Source organism: uncultured Brachyspira sp. (assembly GCF_944390595.1).
Classification (GTDB): domain Bacteria; phylum Spirochaetota; class Brachyspiria; order Brachyspirales; family Brachyspiraceae; genus Brachyspira.
Genome location: NZ_CALXRN010000118.1, coordinates 1 through 19,062, shown reverse-complemented (window position 1 = coordinate 19,062; position 19,062 = coordinate 1). Strand labels below are relative to the sequence as shown.

The following is a 19,062-nucleotide window of genomic DNA, read 5'->3' as shown; positions in this document are numbered from 1 at the left end:
TAACTTTACCGATAAAATTCTATATATTAACGATTTGGATTAAAATAATGAATATAACTGATAAATATAATTTAAGCATGAATACGGCTAATATTTCTAAATTAGAAAATACTAAGAAACAATATGGAAATGCTAAGTTTTCTATAGAAGAAACTTCTTCTGTAGAAAATAATAATATAAGAAAATATGATAAAGAGTTTGAAAAAAAACGTTTAAGACAAGTATCCGAAGATTTTGAAGCATTAATGATTAATCAAATGCTTAAAGAAATGAGAAAAACAGTAGATAAAAGCGGTTTAATAGACGGCGGTATGGCTGAACAAATTTTTGAAGATATGCTTTATGATGAATATGCAAAAGAATTTTCAAAAACTAAAACTTTCGGTTTGGCTGATATAATATATCATCAAATGGAAAAATACGTTTAATAAATTTTTCTTATATATTTATATTAAAATTTATAATTCATATAATATCATTGTTTAATAAATAAATCAGATTTTTTAATTTGACTAAAATATAAATAGGTTTATCATATTAAAACTATATTTTAAATTATTTATGGGTTAAATATGAGTAATGAATCAGCATTAAATAGTAATAAGGCAGATGATTTAGCAAATAAACCTATTTTTCGATTACTATTCCAACTTTCTCTGCCGGCTATAGCCGCACAGATAATAAATGTTTTATATAATGTAGTTGACAGAATGTATATAGGGCATATTCCTAATATAGGAGCATCTGCTTTAACCGGAATAGGTGTAACAATGCCTGTTATTATTGCTGTATCAGCATTCGCATATCTTGTAAGTATGGGAGGATCTCCTCGTGCTTCTATTATGATGGGAAAACAGCATTATGATAAAGCAGAGGAAATACTCGGAAACTGTGCTTTGACTTTGATTATAATATCTATAGTTATAACAATATTATTGATAATATTTGCTGAACCTATACTAATGCTTTTCGGAGCTAGTGAAAATACAATTATTTATGCTCTAAGATATTTGAGAATATATTCAATAGGTACAATATTTGTACAATTAGCATTAGGACTTAATGCATTTATAACTGCACAGGGAAAAGCAAAAACCAGTATGTTTACTGTCTTAATTGGAGCTGTAACAAATATAATACTAGATCCTATATTTATATTTGTTTTTGATATGGATGTCAGAGGTGCAGCACTTGCAACTATTATATCTCAGGCTATATCTTGTATATGGATATTGACATTTATGACTTCAAAAAGAACAGTCTTAAAATTAAAATTAAGTAATTTAAAAATATCTGCTAATGTAATATTACCATGTTTGGCTTTAGGTTTTTCACCTTTTATAATGCAGTTTACAGAGAGTGTTTTATTTGTATCATTTAATACATCTTTATTGAAATACGGAGGAGATTTAGCAGTAGGTGCTATGACAATACTCAGCAGCATTATGCAGTTTTCTTTTCTTCCTATAATGGGACTTACTCAAGGCTCGCAGCCTATTATTAGTTATAATTATGGAGCTGGTAATATTGATAGGGTAAAAAGTGCTTTTAAAATATTATTGATAAGCTGTTTATCATTTTCTACATTAATGTGGATTATATCCGAATTTTTCCCATATCTTTTTGTGAGAATATTTACAAGCAATCAGGAACTTATAGATTATAGTATATGGGCTTTAAGAATATATATGGCCAGTTCTTTAATATTTGGGGCACAGACCGCATGTCAGCAGACATTTATTGCTTTAGGAAATGCTAAAATTTCTTCATTTTTGGCAATTTTGAGAAAAATCATATTATTGATACCGCTTATATTTATACTTCCCATATTTCTTGAAAATAAAGTTATGGCTGTATTATTAGCAGAACCTATAGCCGATTTTCTTGCTGTATGTACAACGGTAACATTATTTACAATATATTTTAAAAAGTTAATAAATTTAAATATCAATTAATGTTGCTGTAAATGTATAATTAATATAATTTTATTATCTATTTATTTCCTTAATGTATCAATTGTACATAAATATTAATAATTAAATTTCAATAAAATGTTATATTAATATATCATTTTATTGAAAATAAAGAAAATATTTATTATACTATAATTGATTAATAATAATACACATTTATAATCGGAGAGTTATTTATGATAAAGAAAATTGGATTGCAGTTTCAAATTACGCTTGTTATATTAATTCCTGTATTGATAATGATAATAATATCCAGTATTTTAACAACCTTGTATATGTATAAAGTTGGAAAAAATCTTTCTTATAGAATTTTGGAAGAAACATCTGATTCTGAAGTTAATCATTTAAAGATTAATTTTTATGAAGAATTGAATTATTTAATAGGGTTTAAAATAAATTTAGAAAGTATATATAAAAATGGAATTAGAGATAGAAATATTTATAAGGATAATGTAAATAATTTTTTTTCAGGGCTTCCTGATAATGTGAAAGGAATATTTATACTTTTTGCCACTAATGCAATGGGAAATGATTATGATTATATAAATTTAGATGAGTATAGATTATATAATGGTAAATTTAATTATTATATGACAAGGAAAGGACCGCAAATATTACCGGCAAATGAATTTCAGAATTCTCAATATATAAAACCTATTCAAACAGGAGAAAATTATATAACAGAAATATATGAATCAAATATAGATAATGAAAAGCTAATACTCTTCAGCTGGAGTGTGCCAATAATAAGCAGCAATAAAGTTATAGGTGTCATAGGAATAGATATAGATATAAAATCTATTTATCCTATTTTAGAAGCAATAAAACCATTTGAAGGTACAGAAGTGGCTTTCTTTGATGATAAGGGAGTTGCTTTATATAATAGTCTTAATGCAGCAAATGTATTTAAACGCATATATGATGCTTATCCTAATTATAAAGAATATAATGTATTAGAAAATATCAATAATAATAGAATATCTGTTTTTGAGACTTATGGTTTAGGTATGAAGCAAAATGTAACATACTTTTTTACTCCTATTGAAATGATAAAAGGAAAATATTGGGGGTTAGAAATAGTAGTTCCTAATAAAGTTATATTTAAAGATATTTATGTAATTATAAAAATAATGTCAATCATATCAATTATGATGATCATAATGATATCTATTATAGCACCATTTATAATAAGAAATAAAGTTACTACTATAATAGGATATATTTCTAAAGATATTAATAAAATGGCACGCGGTGATATATCTGCTAGAATATCAAAGAGATTTTTGAGTATGAATGATGAATGGGGAGATATAGCAAGAGGATTTGAATTAACATTGAGTAATTTAAATAAAGTTGTATCAACAGTTAAACATTCTGCAGAGCAGGTTTCTACAGCAGCCAATAAAGTTTTAGCAGGAAATAATGATTTATCTCAAAGAACAGAAGCACAGGCATCCAGTTTGGAAGAGACAGCTGCATCTATGAATGAAATGGCTAGTGCTATCAAAGAATCAGCTGAAGGAGTATCGCAAAGCACTTCTATGGTTTCTGAAGCTAAAGAATCTTTAAACAAAGCAGGAATTATAGTAGAAGACAGTGTAAATAAGATGAATGATGTTTATGAATCTAGCAATAAGATAATGGATATTACAAAGCTTATAGAAAACATCGCTTTTCAAACTAATATACTTGCTTTAAATGCTTCTGTAGAGGCAGCAAGGGCTGGAGAACAGGGAAGAGGTTTTGCTGTTGTTGCAAGCGAGGTAAGAAATCTTGCTCAGAATACTCAGGAATCAGTTAAAAATATTACTTCTTTAATAACTGATAGTACAGATAAAATACATTTAGCAGCTCAGAGTGTAAAAGAATCAAAAGAAATATTTGATGATATATTTGCAAAAATGGATAGTGCATCAAATATAATGGAGAGAATAAATATAGCAGCTCAGGAACAGCAAAAAGGAATAGATCAGGTTAATAATGCTATTAATAATATGGATGCAGCTGTTCAGAAAAATGCTTATTTAGTAGAAGAAGCTACTGCTGCTTCTGAGTCATTGCTTAACGAAGCTAATGAATTGGTAAAATCAATAGAATATTTTAAATTAAAAAAATAAAAAACTATGAAATTATTTTACTTTTAAAAATTAGTTTGATAAATATATATTATCTTAATTATTAAAAATGATTATAATAATATATTTTAATATAATTTTTTATCATGTTAAATGAAACAATATTGAAAATAATATAATAAGTAATATAATTATATGATAACACTATATTTTGTTGGGATATCTTTAACATGTTTAAAAAAGTAAGTTTACAAGTAAAAATAAGTTTGTTTATATTAATACCATTAGTTATAATGCTTATAATTTCAAATATGGTAAATATTATCTATGTAAGAAAATCTACGGTAGAGCTTATATACAGCATACTTAATAATAATGCTAAATATGAGGTATCTAAATTAAAATATTTTATGGAAAAAGACTCAGATTATGTAATTGGATTTGCAAGTACTGTATCGGGATTTTATAATGAAGGAATTGGAAACAGAGATTTTTATGAAAGAATGTCTGATAATTTTTTTAAAAATTTACCAGATAAAGTAATCGGACTATTAATAGTATTTGAACCAAATTTACTTGGAAATGATAATGATTATATAAACTCAGAAAAATATGCAGCAGCTGACGGGAGATTTAATTATTATTTATCAAGAAATGGAGAAAATATCGGGCAGTCATATTTAAATAAAGATATTTTTCAAAAAGAATATTATACGGAAGTTTTAAAAAATGGTAAAGTATATGTTACAGATGTATACAGCTCTCCTTTGCATAATAATGCTATGATTTATACTTGGGCTATACCAATAAAATCAGGAAATACTACAATAGGAGTAATTTGCATAGATATTCCTATAGACTCTATTTATAATATATTAGATAGTATAAAATTATTTGAAGGTACTACTACAACTCTATTTGATAATTCCGGATTTATAGTTTATGACAGTGATAAAAAAGAATATATATTTAAAGAGCTTCATGATATATATCCTTTTTATAAAGAGCATAATGTATTTGATAATATCATAAACGGTAAAGATGTATTGTTTCAAGCTTTCAGCGGAACATTGAAAAAGAATTATACCTATTCATTTACCCCAATGGAAATAATAGAAAATAAATATTGGGGACTAAAAATAACAGCCCCTAATTAAGTTATTTTAAAAGACAGCAATACTATAAGAAATGTCATGTTTTTAATATCTATGATAATAATTATTGTAATTTCTATAATAGTTCCTTTAATATTAAAAATGAAAGTTACTAATATAATATCAAAAATAAATGTTGATATAAAAAAATTATCTAATGGAGATATATCTTGGCAGACATCCAAACATTTTTCAATGAGAAATGATGAATGGGGAGATATAGCTAAAAATTTAGATGCAACAATAGATAATTTAAACAATATAGTATCAACTGTAAAGAATTCTGCAGATAGTGTATCAAATGCTGCAAATGATGTTTTGATGGGAAATAATGATTTATCCCAAAGAATAGAAACACAAGCCTCTAGTTTAGAGGAAACAGCTACTTCTATGAATGAAATGGCTAGTGCTATAAAAGAATCTGCTGAGAGTGTATATGAAAGTACTTCTATGGTATCAAATGCAAAAGAGTCTTTGAATAAAGCTGGATTAATAATAGAAGAGAGCGTAAATAAAATGAATGATGTTTATGAATCCAGTTCTAAGATAATGGATATTACAAAACTTATAGAAAATATTGCTTTTCAAACTAATATACTTGCTTTAAACGCTTCTGTAGAGGCTTCAAGGGCTGGAGAACAGGGAAGGGGTTTTGCCGTTGTTGCAAGCGAGGTAAGAAATCTTGCTCAGAATACCCAAGAATCTGTAAAAAATATCACTTCATTAATCACAGATAGTAATGATAAAATAAAGTTGGCTGCTGCAAGTGTTCAGGAATCAAAAAATATTTTTAATGAAATATTTGAAAAAATGGACAGTGCTTCTTCTATAATGAATAGAATTAATATCGCAGCTCAGGAACAGGAAAAAGGAATTAATCAGGTTAATATGGCTATAAGCAGTATGGATTCTGCTGTTCAAAAAAATGCCGCCTTAGTATCAGAAGCTACATCTTCATCAGAATCATTATTAAGCGAGGCTAATAAATTAATTAAATCTATAGAATATTTTAAATTAAAATATTAATGAATATTATAATTATTTTATCTAAAATAAAATAATTATTATTGAAATATATATTTAATTGTATATAATTATTGTGATTAATTTTAATTGTTTTAAATGAAAAATTAAAGTTTAATATTTATTATGCTTTATATTAAATATAAAATAATTGGGGCTATAAGATGTTTAAGAAAGTAAGTCTTCAAGTAAAAATTAGTTTGGTAATATTAATACCAATATTAATAATGATTGCTATATCTAATATAGTTAATATCATTTATGTTCAAAATATTAGCAGTAAATTATCTTATAAAATTTTAGAAGAGGTAGGAAAAGGAGAAGGAAGTAAATTAACTGCTGTTGTAAAAGATGATCTTTATCAAATAACAGGGCTTAAATATACATTAGAAAATATGTATAATTCAGGTGTTACAGATAGAAGAGCTTATGAAAATGTTACCAGAAATTTTTTCAATATATTACCTAATACTGTAATTGGAGTTATGATAGCTTTTGAAACTAATGCTTTAGGAAATGATATTAATTTTATAAATGATTATCCTTTGACAGACGGGCAGCAAACATATTATGTATCCAGATCATCTGATAATAAAATAAATGAAAGAGCTTTATCCAAAGAGGATATAAGTGCTGATTATTATGTAGAGCCTATAAGAAAGGCTAAAGAATATTTATCTGGAATATATGAATTTAATGTGGGTGATAATAAAATAGTTAAAATGTATACTTGGGCTATACCTATAATGTATAAAAATAAACCTATAGGTGTTATAACTGCAGACATAAATGTAGAAACATTAAAAAGCACTATGGAAGCTATAAACCCATTTGAAACTTCAGAGGGACTTTTGTTTGATCATAAAGGTAATTTATTATATGATTTAGTAGATGATGAAGATTTGGGAAGAAATATGTATGACATGTATCCTAAATATAAAACTCATAATGTATATGAAATATTATCAAGCGGCAAATCAACATCATTTGAAGATTATACATCTTATTATAAAGGAGATGCTACCTATTATTTCATTCCTTTAGAAATTGTAGAAGGCCAGTATTGGATACTTGAAATAATGGCGGCAAGCAAAGATATATTTAAAGACAGCGATATGCTGAGAAATGTTATGATTATAATTTCTTTGGTAATAATTATTACAGCATCTATAATGGTTCCTTTTATAATTAGAACTAGAGTTGTGAGTGTAATAAAATCTCTATCTAATGATATGTCTAAAATTTCAAGCGGAGATATATCATTCCATATATCAGATAATTTTTTGAATATGAATGATGAGTGGGGAGATATAGCTACAAGCTTAGATAATATATTAAATAGTTTTAATAAAGTTGTAACAACTGTAAAAAATTCAGCTGAACAAGTTTCTATTGCTGCAAATCAAGTTTTAGCAGGCAATAATGATTTATCTCAAAGAACAGAGGCTCAGGCATCTAGTTTAGAGGAAACAGCGGCATCTATGAATGAAATGGCTAGTGCTATAAAAGAATCAGCCGAAAGTGTATATGAAAGTGCATCTATTGTATCTGATGCTAAAGAATCATTGAATAAAGCCGGTATAATAGTAGAAGAGAGTGTTAATAAAATGAATGATGTTTATGAGGCAAGTTCTAAGATAATGGATATTACGAAACTTATAGAAAACATCGCTTTTCAAACTAATATACTTGCTTTAAATGCTTCTGTAGAGGCAGCAAGAGCAGGGGAACAGGGAAGAGGTTTTGCTGTTGTTGCAAGTGAAGTAAGAAATCTTGCTCAGAATACTCAAGAATCTGTAAAAAATATTACGGCACTTATAATAGACAGTAATGAAAAAACTAATTTAGCTGCTGAAAGTGTAAAATCTTCTAAAGAAATGTTTATAGATATTTCTCAGAAAATGGATAGTGCTTCAAATATGATGGATAGAATCAATATAGCATCTCAGGAACAGCAGAAAGGTATAGAACAAGTTGATTTAGCTATAGGAAATATGGATTCTTCTGTTCAAAAAAATGCTGCTTTGGTTGAAGAGGCAACCGCTTCCTCACAGTCTCTTCTTAATGAAGCAAGCGAGTTAATAGAGGTAATTGGATATTTTAAATTAAGAGATTAAATTAAAAATTGAGAGAGTTTTTATGAATGATAAAGTAAGCTTAAATATAAAAATAAGTTTATTTATTATGATACCTGTAATAACGATAATATTAATATTTGGTATTATAAATACAATTTATATATATAATATAACAAAACAAATGTCGTTATTTGCTATATCTCAAATGTCTGATAAAGAAGTATTTGAAATAGAAGGTATAATTGATGTAGAATTAAACTATCTCAATAATATAAAACATTCTATAGAAAATTTATATGATTATAATATTAGAGAGAGAGAAGTATATGAAGATTTAATGCTAAAATTTGCAAATGAAATGAGTACTAATGCAACATCTGTATATTTAATATTTGCTTCTAATGCTATTGATAATGACAGTATGTATGTTAATAATCCCCTTTATCAAAATATTGATGGAAGATTAGGTATATATTTACTTAAAGATAAAGATAATAATGTATCTAGAACAGATATGAAAAAAACAGATTTAAAATATAGTTATTGGAATACTACTATAAAAAGCAGAAAGCCTCATATTACATCATTAAATTATTATCCTGTACGCGGAAAATATGTACCTATGTATACATACTCAATACCAATATTTTCTAAAGATGATAAAATAATTGCTGTATCTTCTTTAAATCTATCTTTAGATAATATTACATTTTATGAAGATACAAATGGATTTACAATTTCACTCTTTAATGAGAAAGGTAATATTATTTACTGCACTACAGATAGATACCGCATAGGTGAAAATATTACTAATTCATCTGATATATATGGAAATAATGATTTATTAGAAACAGTATATTCTAATAAGACTATATTAAAGGAATCATATAATAAACAAAGCTCAAGTAAATATTTTTATCTTTTCAAACCAATACATATGTTTGATGATGTGTATTGGGGAATAGAATTAGCTGTATCTGCTAAAGCAGAATTTTTAAGTAATTACAAAATAATAATAATGATATGGATTATAATATCAGCAACAATTATATTTATAGTAATTATTGTACCTTCTATTATAAATAAAAAAGTAGTATCAGTAGTTAATGTATTGAATGACAATCTTGTTAAAATAAAAGATGGAGATATATCTTGGGATGTTTCTGAAGATTATCTTAAATTAAATGATGAAATTGGGGATATGAGCAGAGGGATTAATAGTACAGTAAAATATTTAAATGATATAATTACTGTTGTAAAAGGTAAAGTTAATACTGTTTCAAATAATTCTGATAAAATACATGAATATGTTGATATGATTAACGATTCTAGTAAAGATGTTAACAATGCTACAGATTCTCAGTTTATTGATAAGGCTACCGAATCATCCAAATTTTTATCAGATGAAGTTAAAGAATTAAAGAAAATAATATCTTATTTTAAATTAAGAGAGTAAAAATACTATTTGACATTAATTTATATAGAATATATACTCAAATATATCATGTAATATTTATTGGAATACTGTATGCTAAAACATTATTTTTTATTCGCTGTATTTTTATTGTCCATTTCATGTTCTGAAATAGAAGAGGCTGTACCTTATAAACAGGTTAATAAAGATCAGGAATTGGTAATTAATATAGGTTCGGAACCTTACACAATAGATCCAAGTGTTAATGTAACAGCTGATACATTAATTTATTTAACTCATATATTTGAAGGTTTAGTAAATAAAGATAAGGATGGTAAGATAATACCTGCTGTTGCTAAAAGCTGGAATGTTAGCAGCGATGGACTTGTATATACTTTTCATCTAAGAAATGATGCTTATTGGAGCGACGGCAACCCTGTTGTAGCTAAAGATTTTGTTTATTCTTTCAGAAGATTATTCGATCCTCAAATAAAAAGTAAATATGCTTATCAATATAATATTATTAAGAATGCTAAAGCCATTAATAGCGGAGAAATAGAGACAAAATATCTAGGAGTTGAGGCTATTGATGACTACACTTTAGAAATAATATTAGAATTGCCTTTAACATATTTTTTAGAAATTTTGGCATATCCTACTTTTTATCCTTTAAGAGAAGATATAATATCTTTACATGGAAGCAATTGGACAAAATCTCCTGAAACTTTTATTGGTAATGGTCCTTTCAAAGTTACAAAAAGAGATTTTAATAAATCTATTGTTATGGAGAGAAGTGAATTTTATTGGAATAAGGCAGAAGTATATCCGAAAAAATTGGAATTTATATTAACTAATAACAATAATTATTCGGCTAATGCTGTATTAAATAATGAGCTTCATTTTTCTAGAAATTTTCCAAGAGAGAATATAATATCTCTAAATAAATCCGGATATATACACAATGTACCAAGAGTAGCAAGTTATTTCTATTTTATCAATATAACCAATAGCGTTTTATCTGATATTAATGTCCGAAAAGCTTTATCCTTAGTTATAGATAGAAACTATATAGTTGAAAATATCACAAAAGGTGGTGAGAGACCTGCAGGGGCTTTAGTTCCCTATGGAGTATCAGGATTTTTCGGAGATTTTAGAGAGAATGGCGGTGATTATATAGATTTAACTAAAGGAAGTTATGATGATAATGTTAAAGAAGCGAAAAGACTTATGATGCTTGCAGGTTATCCTAATGGTTCAGGATTTCCTACTTTAACTTTCAAAACTACTCATGGCGTACATAAGTATATATTTCAAGCTATACAGAAAATGTGGAAAGAACATCTTGGTATTGATGTTGTTTTGGAAGAATTAGAATGGTCAGATTTAGTTACTCAAAGATTCGATAAAAATATAGAAATAGCAAGCGGCGGTTGGAATGGAGATTTTGATGATCCTATTAATTTTTTATCTCTATTTTTGAGTTATTCAGCAAATAATAATAGTGTCTACAGTAATAATAGATATGATGATTTAATAAGAAGTGCCACTTTAATTACAGATCCTTCCCATAGAATGATCAGTATGCATAAAGCAGAAGAATTATTAATTAAAGATATGGCTATAATACCCATTTATTTTTATAATGAACCTTTATTGGTATCTCCGAAATTAAAAGGCGTTCAATATGATTCTATGGGTAAACATAGTTTTTCTAAGGCATATTTGGAATAATAAAAATCTACTTTAATTCAATAAATATTATTTAGGAGTATATTATGAATAGGATAAGTATAACATTTATTTTAATTATTATTATGTCGTTCATAACAGCATGTTCTTCATCAAAGACCGCTTCATCAAATGACGGCATATCTATATTTATAAACACAGGTCCTGAACCTAATACTATTGATCCAAGTATTAATGTTACTTCGGATGCAGTATTTTATTTAATACATACATTTGAGGGATTAGTAGAAAAAGATTTTAATGGTAAATTGTCGCCTGCAGTTGCAGAGAGCTGGGAAATTAGCGAAGATGGTCTTACTTATACATTTAAATTAAGAACTAACGCTAAATGGACAGACGGCAAACCTGTTACAGCCAATGATTTTGTGTATTCTTGGCAAAGGGTTGTTGATCCTGCTACTGGAAGTCAATACGGATATCAGCATGAACCTGTAAAAAATGCTAAGGCAATAACAGCAGGCGATATGCCTAAGGAAAGTTTAGGAGTAAAGGCTATTGATGATTATACTTTAGAAGTTACATTAGAAGCTCCTACAGCTTACTTTTTGGAGCTTTTAAGTTTTCCTACTTTCTATCCTTTAAGAAAAGATATTATAGATAAGTATGGAGACAAATGGACATTAAAAGCAGATACTTATATTGGAAATGGTGCTTTCAAACTTGTAGAGAGAAACAGAGATGAAAGTCTTGTTATGGAAAAAAATACTAATTACTGGAATATAGAAAACATAGTTCCTGATAAACTTACATTTGTTTTAATGGAAAATGAAACTGGTTCTGTAGCAGGAGTTAAAAGCGGAAATTTGCATTTTGCCAGATCTTTTCCTAGACAGGATATAAAAGCATTGCAGGAAGACGGACTTATAGTTATTAAGCCTAGAATATCATCATATTATTATTGCTTAAATTTAACTAATGATATATTAAAGGATGTTAGAGTAAGAAGAGCATTATCTCTTGCTATTGATAGAAATTATATAGTAGAGCAGGTAACTATGGGAGGAGAAAAACCAGCAGGTGCATTAGTTCCTTACGGTATATCAGATTATGAAGGCGATTTTAGAGAAAATGCCGGAGAATATATTGATGTAAGTAAAGAAGGATATGCTAAAAATGTTGAAGAGGCTAAAAGATTAATGGCTGAAGCCGGATATCCTAATGGAGAAGGTTTTCCTGTTATGGAGTTTAAAGCTGATCCTGGAATACATGTAAAAATATTTGAGGCTGTTCAGCAAATGTGGAAGGAGAATCTTGGTATTGATGTTACTTTAACACAGGAAGAATGGGCTGTATTTTTACAGACTAGATATGACAGAAACATTACTATGGCACGCGGCGGATGGAATGGTGATTTTGATGATCCTGTTAATTTTATGACTTTATGTGTAAGCTATTCTCCAAACAACTATAGTGTTTATAGTAATAAGGCTTATGATGATATGATTAATGAAGTTATGCTTTCCGGTGATCAAAAGTTTAGAATGGAGACTATGCATAAGGCTGAAGAAATGCTTATGAAAGAAGAAGCTATAATACCTATATATTATTATACAGAACCATTGCTTGTATCTCCAAAACTTAAAGATATTTATTATGATTCTTTAGGTTTGCATAGATTTCATAAATGTTATTTAGAATAAGTTTAATTGTTAAAAAATTTAGGCTAGAGTTTGATATAAACTCTAGCCTTTTTTCGAAGAATATATGTTAGTTATTTACGGGTTTCTTTATAAATCCAAGTATTACAGCAGTGATAACAGAACCTATAACTATAGCAAGCAGGTATAATGCCGGATTATTAACTATAGGAAGTACAAATAATCCTCCATGAGGGGCTCTAAGTTCTATATGAAAAGCCATAGATAAAGCACCTGAAATAGCAGCACCTATTATACATGAAGGCAATACTCTTATAGGATCAGATGCGGCAAATGGTATAGCTCCCTCAGTAATAAATGATAATCCCATAATATAGCATGTTTTTCCAGCATCTTTTTCATCAGCTGTGAATTTATTTCTGAATATTGTAGTAGCTAATGCTATTCCCAAAGGCGGAACCATACCTCCTGCCATAACAGCAGCATGAGGGGCATAATCTCCTGAAGCTATCATTGCTATTCCGAATGTGAAAGCAGCCTTGTTTATAGGTCCTCCCATATCAGTTGACATCATAGCTCCCAATATAGCACCAAGAAGTATTAAGTTTCCAGTTCCCAAACTTTTTAAAAATACTGAAAGTCCTGAATTGATTGCTGCTATAGGCTCTACTATAAATAGGTACATAATAGCACCTGTAAAGAATATACCGAATAATGGATATAATAAAACAGGCTTTATTCCTTCCAAACTGTCAGGCAATTTGCTGGATATTTTTTTTAGTAAAAGTGTTATATATCCGCCTAAAAATCCTCCTATTAAACCGCCTAAGAAACCGCCGCCGCTATTTAAAGATATTAAGCCTCCAACCATAGCAGGAGCAAATCCAGGTCTGTCGGCAATACTCATACCTATAAATGCAGCCATTACAGGTACCATTAAGAAGAAAGCATTGCCGCCGCCTATATCATTTAAAAGCTTCGCAAAATAATTGTAAGAAGGATCATTAGGATTGCTTGCATTAATTCCAAACATAAATGAAAAAGCTATAAGTATACCTCCTCCTACAACGAAAGGAAGCATATTTGATACTCCTGACATTAAATGCTTATATACTCCGGTTTTAGGTTTTTTAGCAAATCTATTATTTGAAGTAGAAGCATCATTGCTTGACTGATATATTGGTGCAGTTTGATTTACAGCATTTCTTATTAACTGTTCAGGATTTTTTATAGCTTCCTTTACACCTACTATATCAACATTCTTTCCTGCAAATCTTTCCATAGCAACATTTTTATCAGCAGCTACTATTATGCCTTTTGCATTTTTTATCTCTTCTTTTGTAAGTTCATTTTTTACACCGCTTGAACCATTAGTTTCCACTTTAACAGTAATTCCTAATTCTTTTCCTTTTTTGAGTAATGCATCTGCTGCCATATAAGTATGTGCTATTCCGGTAGGACAAGCTGTTACAGCTAATACTTGATATGTATTTTCAGAATTATTTTCCTGATTTAGAGATGAATCTTCATTATCCTTTTCAGCATTTTTCATTAATATATCTAATACTTCTTCTTTGCTTTTAGCATTTAATAATGCTTCTCTTATATCATCTTCAAGAAGTAAAGTAGTTATTTTGGATAATAATTCAATATGAGAATCGTTAGAGTTTTCCGGAGCTGCTATCATAAAAAATAAATGAGAAGGCTCGCCGTCTAAAGATTCATAATCAACACCTTTTTTTGAAATTCCTATTGCCACAGTAGGAATTTTTACAGCTTTAGTCTTTCCATGAGGTATAGCTATTCCTTCTTCCATACCTGTTGAACTTTGTGCCTCTCTTTTAAGAATTTCTTTTTTATACTCTTCTCTGTCATTTAATTTACCATTATTATAGAGAATATCAACCATTTCATCTATAATTTCTGATTTTGTTTGTCCCTTTAAATCAATATTTATACAATCTAAAGTTATAACGTCTTTTAGCATTGCTAGCCTCCATTTATTTATAACATTAATTAATTTTTTTTATTTCTACTTTTTCTAAAAAGTTATTCATATTCTCAAATGTTGTCAGTCCCTCAGAACATGCTGTAGAGCTTCCGCTTGCTATAGCATATTTATAAGCATCAGATAAACTTAAATTTTTACTTAGTCCGTAAACTATTCCTGCTACCATAGAATCTCCTGAGCCAACAGAACTTATCAATTTGCCCTCAGGAGCATTTCCTATATATACTTCATCTTTTGTTACAAGAACAGAGCCTTCTTTACCCAATGATACTATTACATTTTCGCTTCCTTCTTTTATTAATTCTTTTGCATACTTTATGATATCTTCTGTAGTTTCTATTGTTTTATTAAAATATTCTCCTAATTCCTTTTTATTAGGTTTTGTAAGAAATACTTTTTCTTTTACTGCAATTTTAAATGCTTCATCTCTGGCATCTAATATTATTTTTATATTTTTGCATGATTTATTTATTATTTCTTTATATATGGAGCTTGAAACAGAATTTGGAACGCTTCCGGATAATACTAATATATCATTTTCTTTTATATTTGTATTTATAAATGTTAATAATTCATCTGATTTTTCTTTTGGTACATTAGGAGATTTTCCTGCTATTTCGCTTTCTGTTTTTTCAGTTTTTAATTTTATATTTATTCTTGTATCTTCTTCTAAATAAATAAAATTTTCTTTTATGCCGTATTCTTTAAGATGTTTTTTTATATAATCTCCTGTAAAGCCTCCGCAGAATCCTAAAGCTATAGAATCAACATTGAAATTTTTAAGAACTTTTGAAACATTTATGCCTTTACCTCCGGCTAATGTATAGGCATTATTAACTTTATTTAATTCTCCCTCTTCAAAGTTATTCATATCTATATAATAATCAACAGCAGGATTTAATGTTAAAGTATATACCATAAATAATCTCCCTATTTTTATTAATTAAATAATATATAATCCTTTTAATTTATTTTTTATATCATCATTGATTTCTTTGGCATTAGTTATTAAATATGTGTCTTCCAAATTACAAAAATTTATTAAATTTTTTTTATTAAATTTAGATTCATCGCATAAAAAATAAGTTTTATCAGCTTTTAAAGAAACCTCATTTTTTATTAATGCTTCTTCAGGATCCGGAGTTGAATATCCGTTAATATCTATACCGTTTGCTCCCATAAATGCTAAATCAAAATTGAAGCTTTTAATTGATAAAGCAGCACTTGCTCCGACTAAAGCACCTGTAAGCATTTTTATCTTTCCGCCTATTAAATACGTTTCTATTTTTTTATTATAAAGTTCTTCTACATGAGTAAGTCCGTTTGTTATAACTTTTATATTTTCTATACCGGCTAAATATTTAATCATTGCAAATACTGTAGTTCCTGCATCCAAATATATAATACTGCCTCTTTCAACAAAAGAAGCTGCAAACTTTGCTATTTTCTCTTTTTCTTCAGAATGAATTTCTTTTTTATATATTAAACTTTCTTCTTCAGAATCAATTAGTATTGCTCCTCCATGAACTCTTCTGATTTTTCCGGCTTCTTCAAGAAATGTTAAATCTCTTCTTATGGTTGCCTCAGATACATTAAGTTTTTCAATTAATTCTTCCAGCTTAATATTTTTTTTATCTTTTATGAGTTCTAATATTAATTCGTATCTGCTTACTTTAAGCATTTAATTCAGCCTTTATTTAATCTTTATATTAATAATTATATAAAAAAAAACATAAAAATCAATCAAATTCAATCAAAAACAATCATAATCAATCAAAAAATATATAAAAAACAATATAAATGTAATATATGTTTTATAAAAAATATGTATTTTATAAAACACTTTACAATTTGTATTCATTTTTGTATAATCTACATATTAAAGTTTGTAAGGAAATTTTTTATGAATGAAGAGTTAATTAAACTAAGAAATGAAATTGACATAATAGATAAGCAAATAATAAATTTAATAGATGAAAGAATGAAAATTAGCTTAATGGTTGGGGAAACTAAGAAAAAAAACAATATTCCTATATTTGATCCTAAGAGAGAAAAAGAGGTTATTGCAAGTAAGATTGAATTGCTTGAGAATAAAGAATTATCATCTCTTATTACAACTATGTATAATGATATAATGTATACATCAAAGCAGCTGCAGAAACATTTAATTGATGAAGCAAAAACAGAGAGTGATAATAAAAATAAAATAAAGTATGATGAAACGGTTGTTTATCAGGGACGCGAGGGAGGAAACGGACATGAAGCTGCTTGTAAATTTTTCGGAGATAATGCGAAGTTTATAAAAAAAGCATATTTTGATGAGGTTCTAGAAAGTATAAGAAACGGTGAAAGTTATTACGGAGTTCTTCCTTTAGAAAATTCTTCTACAGGCATGGTTAATGAAGTATTGGATATACTAGCTGACTATAATTGCAAAATTGTAGGAGAAATTTATCTTCCTATAGAATACGGACTTATGGCAAAGAAAGGAAGCAGTATAAAAGATATCAAAAAAGTTATATCTCATCATCAGGCTTTAAAGCAATGTTCAAATTTTATAAAAGAAAACGATTTTGAAGAGGCTGCAGCATCAAACACAGCTGAGGCTGCATATATAGTTGCAAATGAAAATGATAAAACTATTGCTTCTATTTCAAATAAAAATGCATGCAAAATTTATGGCTTGGAAATGTTAAAAGAAAATATTGAAAACATAAAAGGAAATACAACTCGTTTTATAATAGTTGCTAACTATGATAATTCTTTAAGAACTGGAAATAAAATGACTATAAGATTTTTGCTTCCGCATGAGAATGGAAGTTTAGCTAATTCTCTTGATAAGTTAAAATGTTTTAATTTAACTTCTATAGTAAGCCGTCCTCATAGCGATAGAAAGTGGCAGTATTATTTTTATATTGATATGACTGGTGATTTTGATAAGTATAATGATGAGTTAATGGATTTTGAAAGAAGCGTTGAGAATTTAGTAATATTGGGGCAGTACGATGAATAATAATTACAGCACTATATTTATAATAGGATTGCCGGGATGCGGTAAAAGTGTATTATCTAAAATGCTTGCAAAACATTTAAATTATACTTTATATGATATGGATTCATTTATAGAAAAAAGAGAAAACAAAACTATAACGAATATCTTTGCTGACAGCGGAGAGACTTATTTTAGAGATATTGAAAGCAATGTTTTAGAAGAGCTTAGTAATTTAAATAATACTGTAATATCAACGGGAGGCGGTATAGTATTAGCAGAAAAAAATAGAAAAATTATGAAAGAAAAAGGATTAACAATTTTTATAGACAGAAGCCCTAATATTATACTTGATAATATAGATCCTAGAGAAAGACCTCTTCTTGCCAAAGATAAAAATAAATTATTAGAACTCTCAAAACAAAGAGATCCTTTATACAGAGAGACAGCTCATATAATATTTACTCATAATACTTGGGAAGATAGTATAAATAATACTTTCAAAAAATTTTTGGAAGAAATAAAAAGTTATATATAAATAAAAGGCTGATATATATTATCATATACCAGCCTTTTTTATTTTTAATGTTTAAATATTATTTATTTTTTATTAATGGATATCCCATTTTTTCTCTTGATTCTATATAAGCAGCAGAAACTTTTTTCATAAGTTCTCTAACTCTTGCTATATATCCGGCACGTTCAGTAACACTTATAGCATTTCTAGCATCAAGCATATTGAATACATGCGAACTTTTCATAACCATATCATAAGCAGGAAGAACGCATCCGTTAGCTAAACATCTGTCGCATTCTTCTTCGTATTCTTTAAAATGTCTGAAATACATATCTGTATCAGCTATTTCAAAATTATATTTAGAGAATTCTCTTTCACTTTGTAAATGTACATCTCCGTATTTTATGCCATGTCCCCATTCCAAATCATATACATTATCAACATTCTGAAGATACATACATATTCTTTCAAGTCCGTAAGT

The 19,062-nt window shown here is 27.8% G+C and carries 13 protein-coding genes and 1 pseudogene; 10 read left to right on the top strand and 4 right to left on the bottom strand.

The genetic code is table 11. The features are described from left to right. Positions 1-47 precede the first annotated feature (47 nt). The 8 genes and pseudogenes from Q0J90_RS06415 to Q0J90_RS06380 all read left to right on the top strand — a co-directional run bounded on the left by Q0J90_RS06415 (position 48) and on the right by Q0J90_RS06380 (position 13,106). Positions 48-428 (top strand): rod-binding protein, encoded by a 381-nt coding sequence (locus tag Q0J90_RS06415; RefSeq protein WP_297277109.1) that lies wholly within the window; start codon positions 48-50, stop codon positions 426-428. 144 nt (positions 429-572) lie between these two features. Beyond that, the gene (locus Q0J90_RS06410; protein WP_297277108.1) at positions 573-1,955 is read left to right on the top strand and encodes an MATE family efflux transporter; all 1,383 of its coding nucleotides are present in this window, start codon (positions 573-575) and stop codon (positions 1,953-1,955) included. A 194-nt stretch (positions 1,956-2,149) separates the two neighbouring features. Then, a complete protein-coding gene (locus Q0J90_RS06405) occupies positions 2,150-4,090 on the top strand; it encodes a methyl-accepting chemotaxis protein (protein WP_297277107.1) in 1,941 nt (646 codons plus the stop codon). Positions 4,091-4,278: 188 nt separating this feature from the next. Continuing rightward, positions 4,279-6,228: pseudogene (locus tag Q0J90_RS06400) on the top strand (methyl-accepting chemotaxis protein). A 161-nt stretch (positions 6,229-6,389) separates the two neighbouring features. Then, a complete protein-coding gene (locus Q0J90_RS06395; RefSeq protein ID WP_297277106.1) occupies positions 6,390-8,342 on the top strand; it encodes a methyl-accepting chemotaxis protein in 1,953 nt (650 codons plus the stop codon). 22 nt (positions 8,343-8,364) lie between these two features. After that, positions 8,365-9,759 carry a methyl-accepting chemotaxis protein gene (locus Q0J90_RS06390; protein ID WP_297277105.1) on the top strand — a complete coding sequence of 465 codons (1,395 nt, stop codon included), beginning with the start codon at positions 8,365-8,367 and terminating at the stop codon, positions 9,757-9,759. Between the two features lie 72 nt (positions 9,760-9,831). After that, positions 9,832-11,448, top strand: coding sequence for a peptide ABC transporter substrate-binding protein (locus Q0J90_RS06385; protein WP_297277104.1), 1,617 nt, complete (start codon positions 9,832-9,834; stop codon positions 11,446-11,448). A gap of 44 nt (positions 11,449-11,492) precedes the next feature. Then, entirely contained in the window at positions 11,493-13,106 is a 1,614-nt protein-coding gene (locus tag Q0J90_RS06380; protein ID WP_297277103.1) for a peptide ABC transporter substrate-binding protein, read from the top strand. 67 nt (positions 13,107-13,173) lie between these two features. Here Q0J90_RS06380 and Q0J90_RS06375 read toward each other — a convergent pair whose 3' ends face one another. The 3 genes from Q0J90_RS06375 to Q0J90_RS06365 are packed head-to-tail and all read right to left on the bottom strand — an operon-like array spanning position 13,174 to position 16,756. Then, positions 13,174-15,051, bottom strand: coding sequence for a fructose-specific PTS transporter subunit EIIC (locus tag Q0J90_RS06375; protein ID WP_297277102.1), 1,878 nt, complete (start codon positions 15,049-15,051; stop codon positions 13,174-13,176). A gap of 25 nt (positions 15,052-15,076) precedes the next feature. After that, positions 15,077-15,994, bottom strand: a complete 918-nt coding sequence (pfkB, locus tag Q0J90_RS06370) for a 1-phosphofructokinase (RefSeq protein ID WP_297277101.1) — start codon at positions 15,992-15,994, stop codon at positions 15,077-15,079. A 24-nt stretch (positions 15,995-16,018) separates the two neighbouring features. Next, positions 16,019-16,756, bottom strand: coding sequence for a DeoR/GlpR family DNA-binding transcription regulator (locus tag Q0J90_RS06365; protein ID WP_297277100.1), 738 nt, complete (start codon positions 16,754-16,756; stop codon positions 16,019-16,021). Positions 16,757-16,978: 222 nt separating this feature from the next. Between Q0J90_RS06365 and Q0J90_RS06360 the strand changes: the two genes are divergently transcribed. After that, positions 16,979-18,088 carry a chorismate mutase gene (locus Q0J90_RS06360; protein WP_297277099.1) on the top strand — a complete coding sequence of 370 codons (1,110 nt, stop codon included), beginning with the start codon at positions 16,979-16,981 and terminating at the stop codon, positions 18,086-18,088. Then, a complete protein-coding gene (locus tag Q0J90_RS06355; protein WP_297277098.1) occupies positions 18,081-18,602 on the top strand; it encodes a shikimate kinase in 522 nt (173 codons plus the stop codon). Before Q0J90_RS06360 ends, Q0J90_RS06355 begins: the two co-directional genes overlap by 8 nt. A gap of 58 nt (positions 18,603-18,660) precedes the next feature. Here the strand turns inward: Q0J90_RS06355 and Q0J90_RS06350 are convergent. Next, on the bottom strand, positions 18,661-19,062 hold a 402-nt coding region (locus Q0J90_RS06350), incomplete at its 5' end, for a glycine--tRNA ligase subunit alpha (protein ID WP_297277097.1).

What these genes read in the sequence shown, in the direction of transcription:
- Q0J90_RS06415 (WP_297277109.1), top strand. Translation starts at nt 48, where the DNA reads ATGAATATAACTGATAAATATAATTTAAGCATGAATACGGCTAATATT.
- Q0J90_RS06410 (WP_297277108.1), top strand. Translation starts at nt 573, where the DNA reads ATGAGTAATGAATCAGCATTAAATAGTAATAAGGCAGATGATTTAGCA.
- Q0J90_RS06405 (WP_297277107.1), top strand. Translation starts at nt 2,150, where the DNA reads ATGATAAAGAAAATTGGATTGCAGTTTCAAATTACGCTTGTTATATTA.
- Q0J90_RS06395 (WP_297277106.1), top strand. Translation starts at nt 6,390, where the DNA reads ATGTTTAAGAAAGTAAGTCTTCAAGTAAAAATTAGTTTGGTAATATTA.
- Q0J90_RS06390 (WP_297277105.1), top strand. Translation starts at nt 8,365, where the DNA reads ATGAATGATAAAGTAAGCTTAAATATAAAAATAAGTTTATTTATTATG.
- Q0J90_RS06385 (WP_297277104.1), top strand. Translation starts at nt 9,832, where the DNA reads ATGCTAAAACATTATTTTTTATTCGCTGTATTTTTATTGTCCATTTCA.
- Q0J90_RS06380 (WP_297277103.1), top strand. Translation starts at nt 11,493, where the DNA reads ATGAATAGGATAAGTATAACATTTATTTTAATTATTATTATGTCGTTC.
- Q0J90_RS06375 (WP_297277102.1), bottom strand. Translation starts at nt 15,051, where the DNA reads ATGCTAAAAGACGTTATAACTTTAGATTGTATAAATATTGATTTAAAG.
- pfkB (WP_297277101.1), bottom strand. Translation starts at nt 15,994, where the DNA reads ATGGTATATACTTTAACATTAAATCCTGCTGTTGATTATTATATAGAT.
- Q0J90_RS06365 (WP_297277100.1), bottom strand. Translation starts at nt 16,756, where the DNA reads ATGCTTAAAGTAAGCAGATACGAATTAATATTAGAACTCATAAAAGAT.
- Q0J90_RS06360 (WP_297277099.1), top strand. Translation starts at nt 16,979, where the DNA reads ATGAATGAAGAGTTAATTAAACTAAGAAATGAAATTGACATAATAGAT.
- Q0J90_RS06355 (WP_297277098.1), top strand. Translation starts at nt 18,081, where the DNA reads ATGAATAATAATTACAGCACTATATTTATAATAGGATTGCCGGGATGC.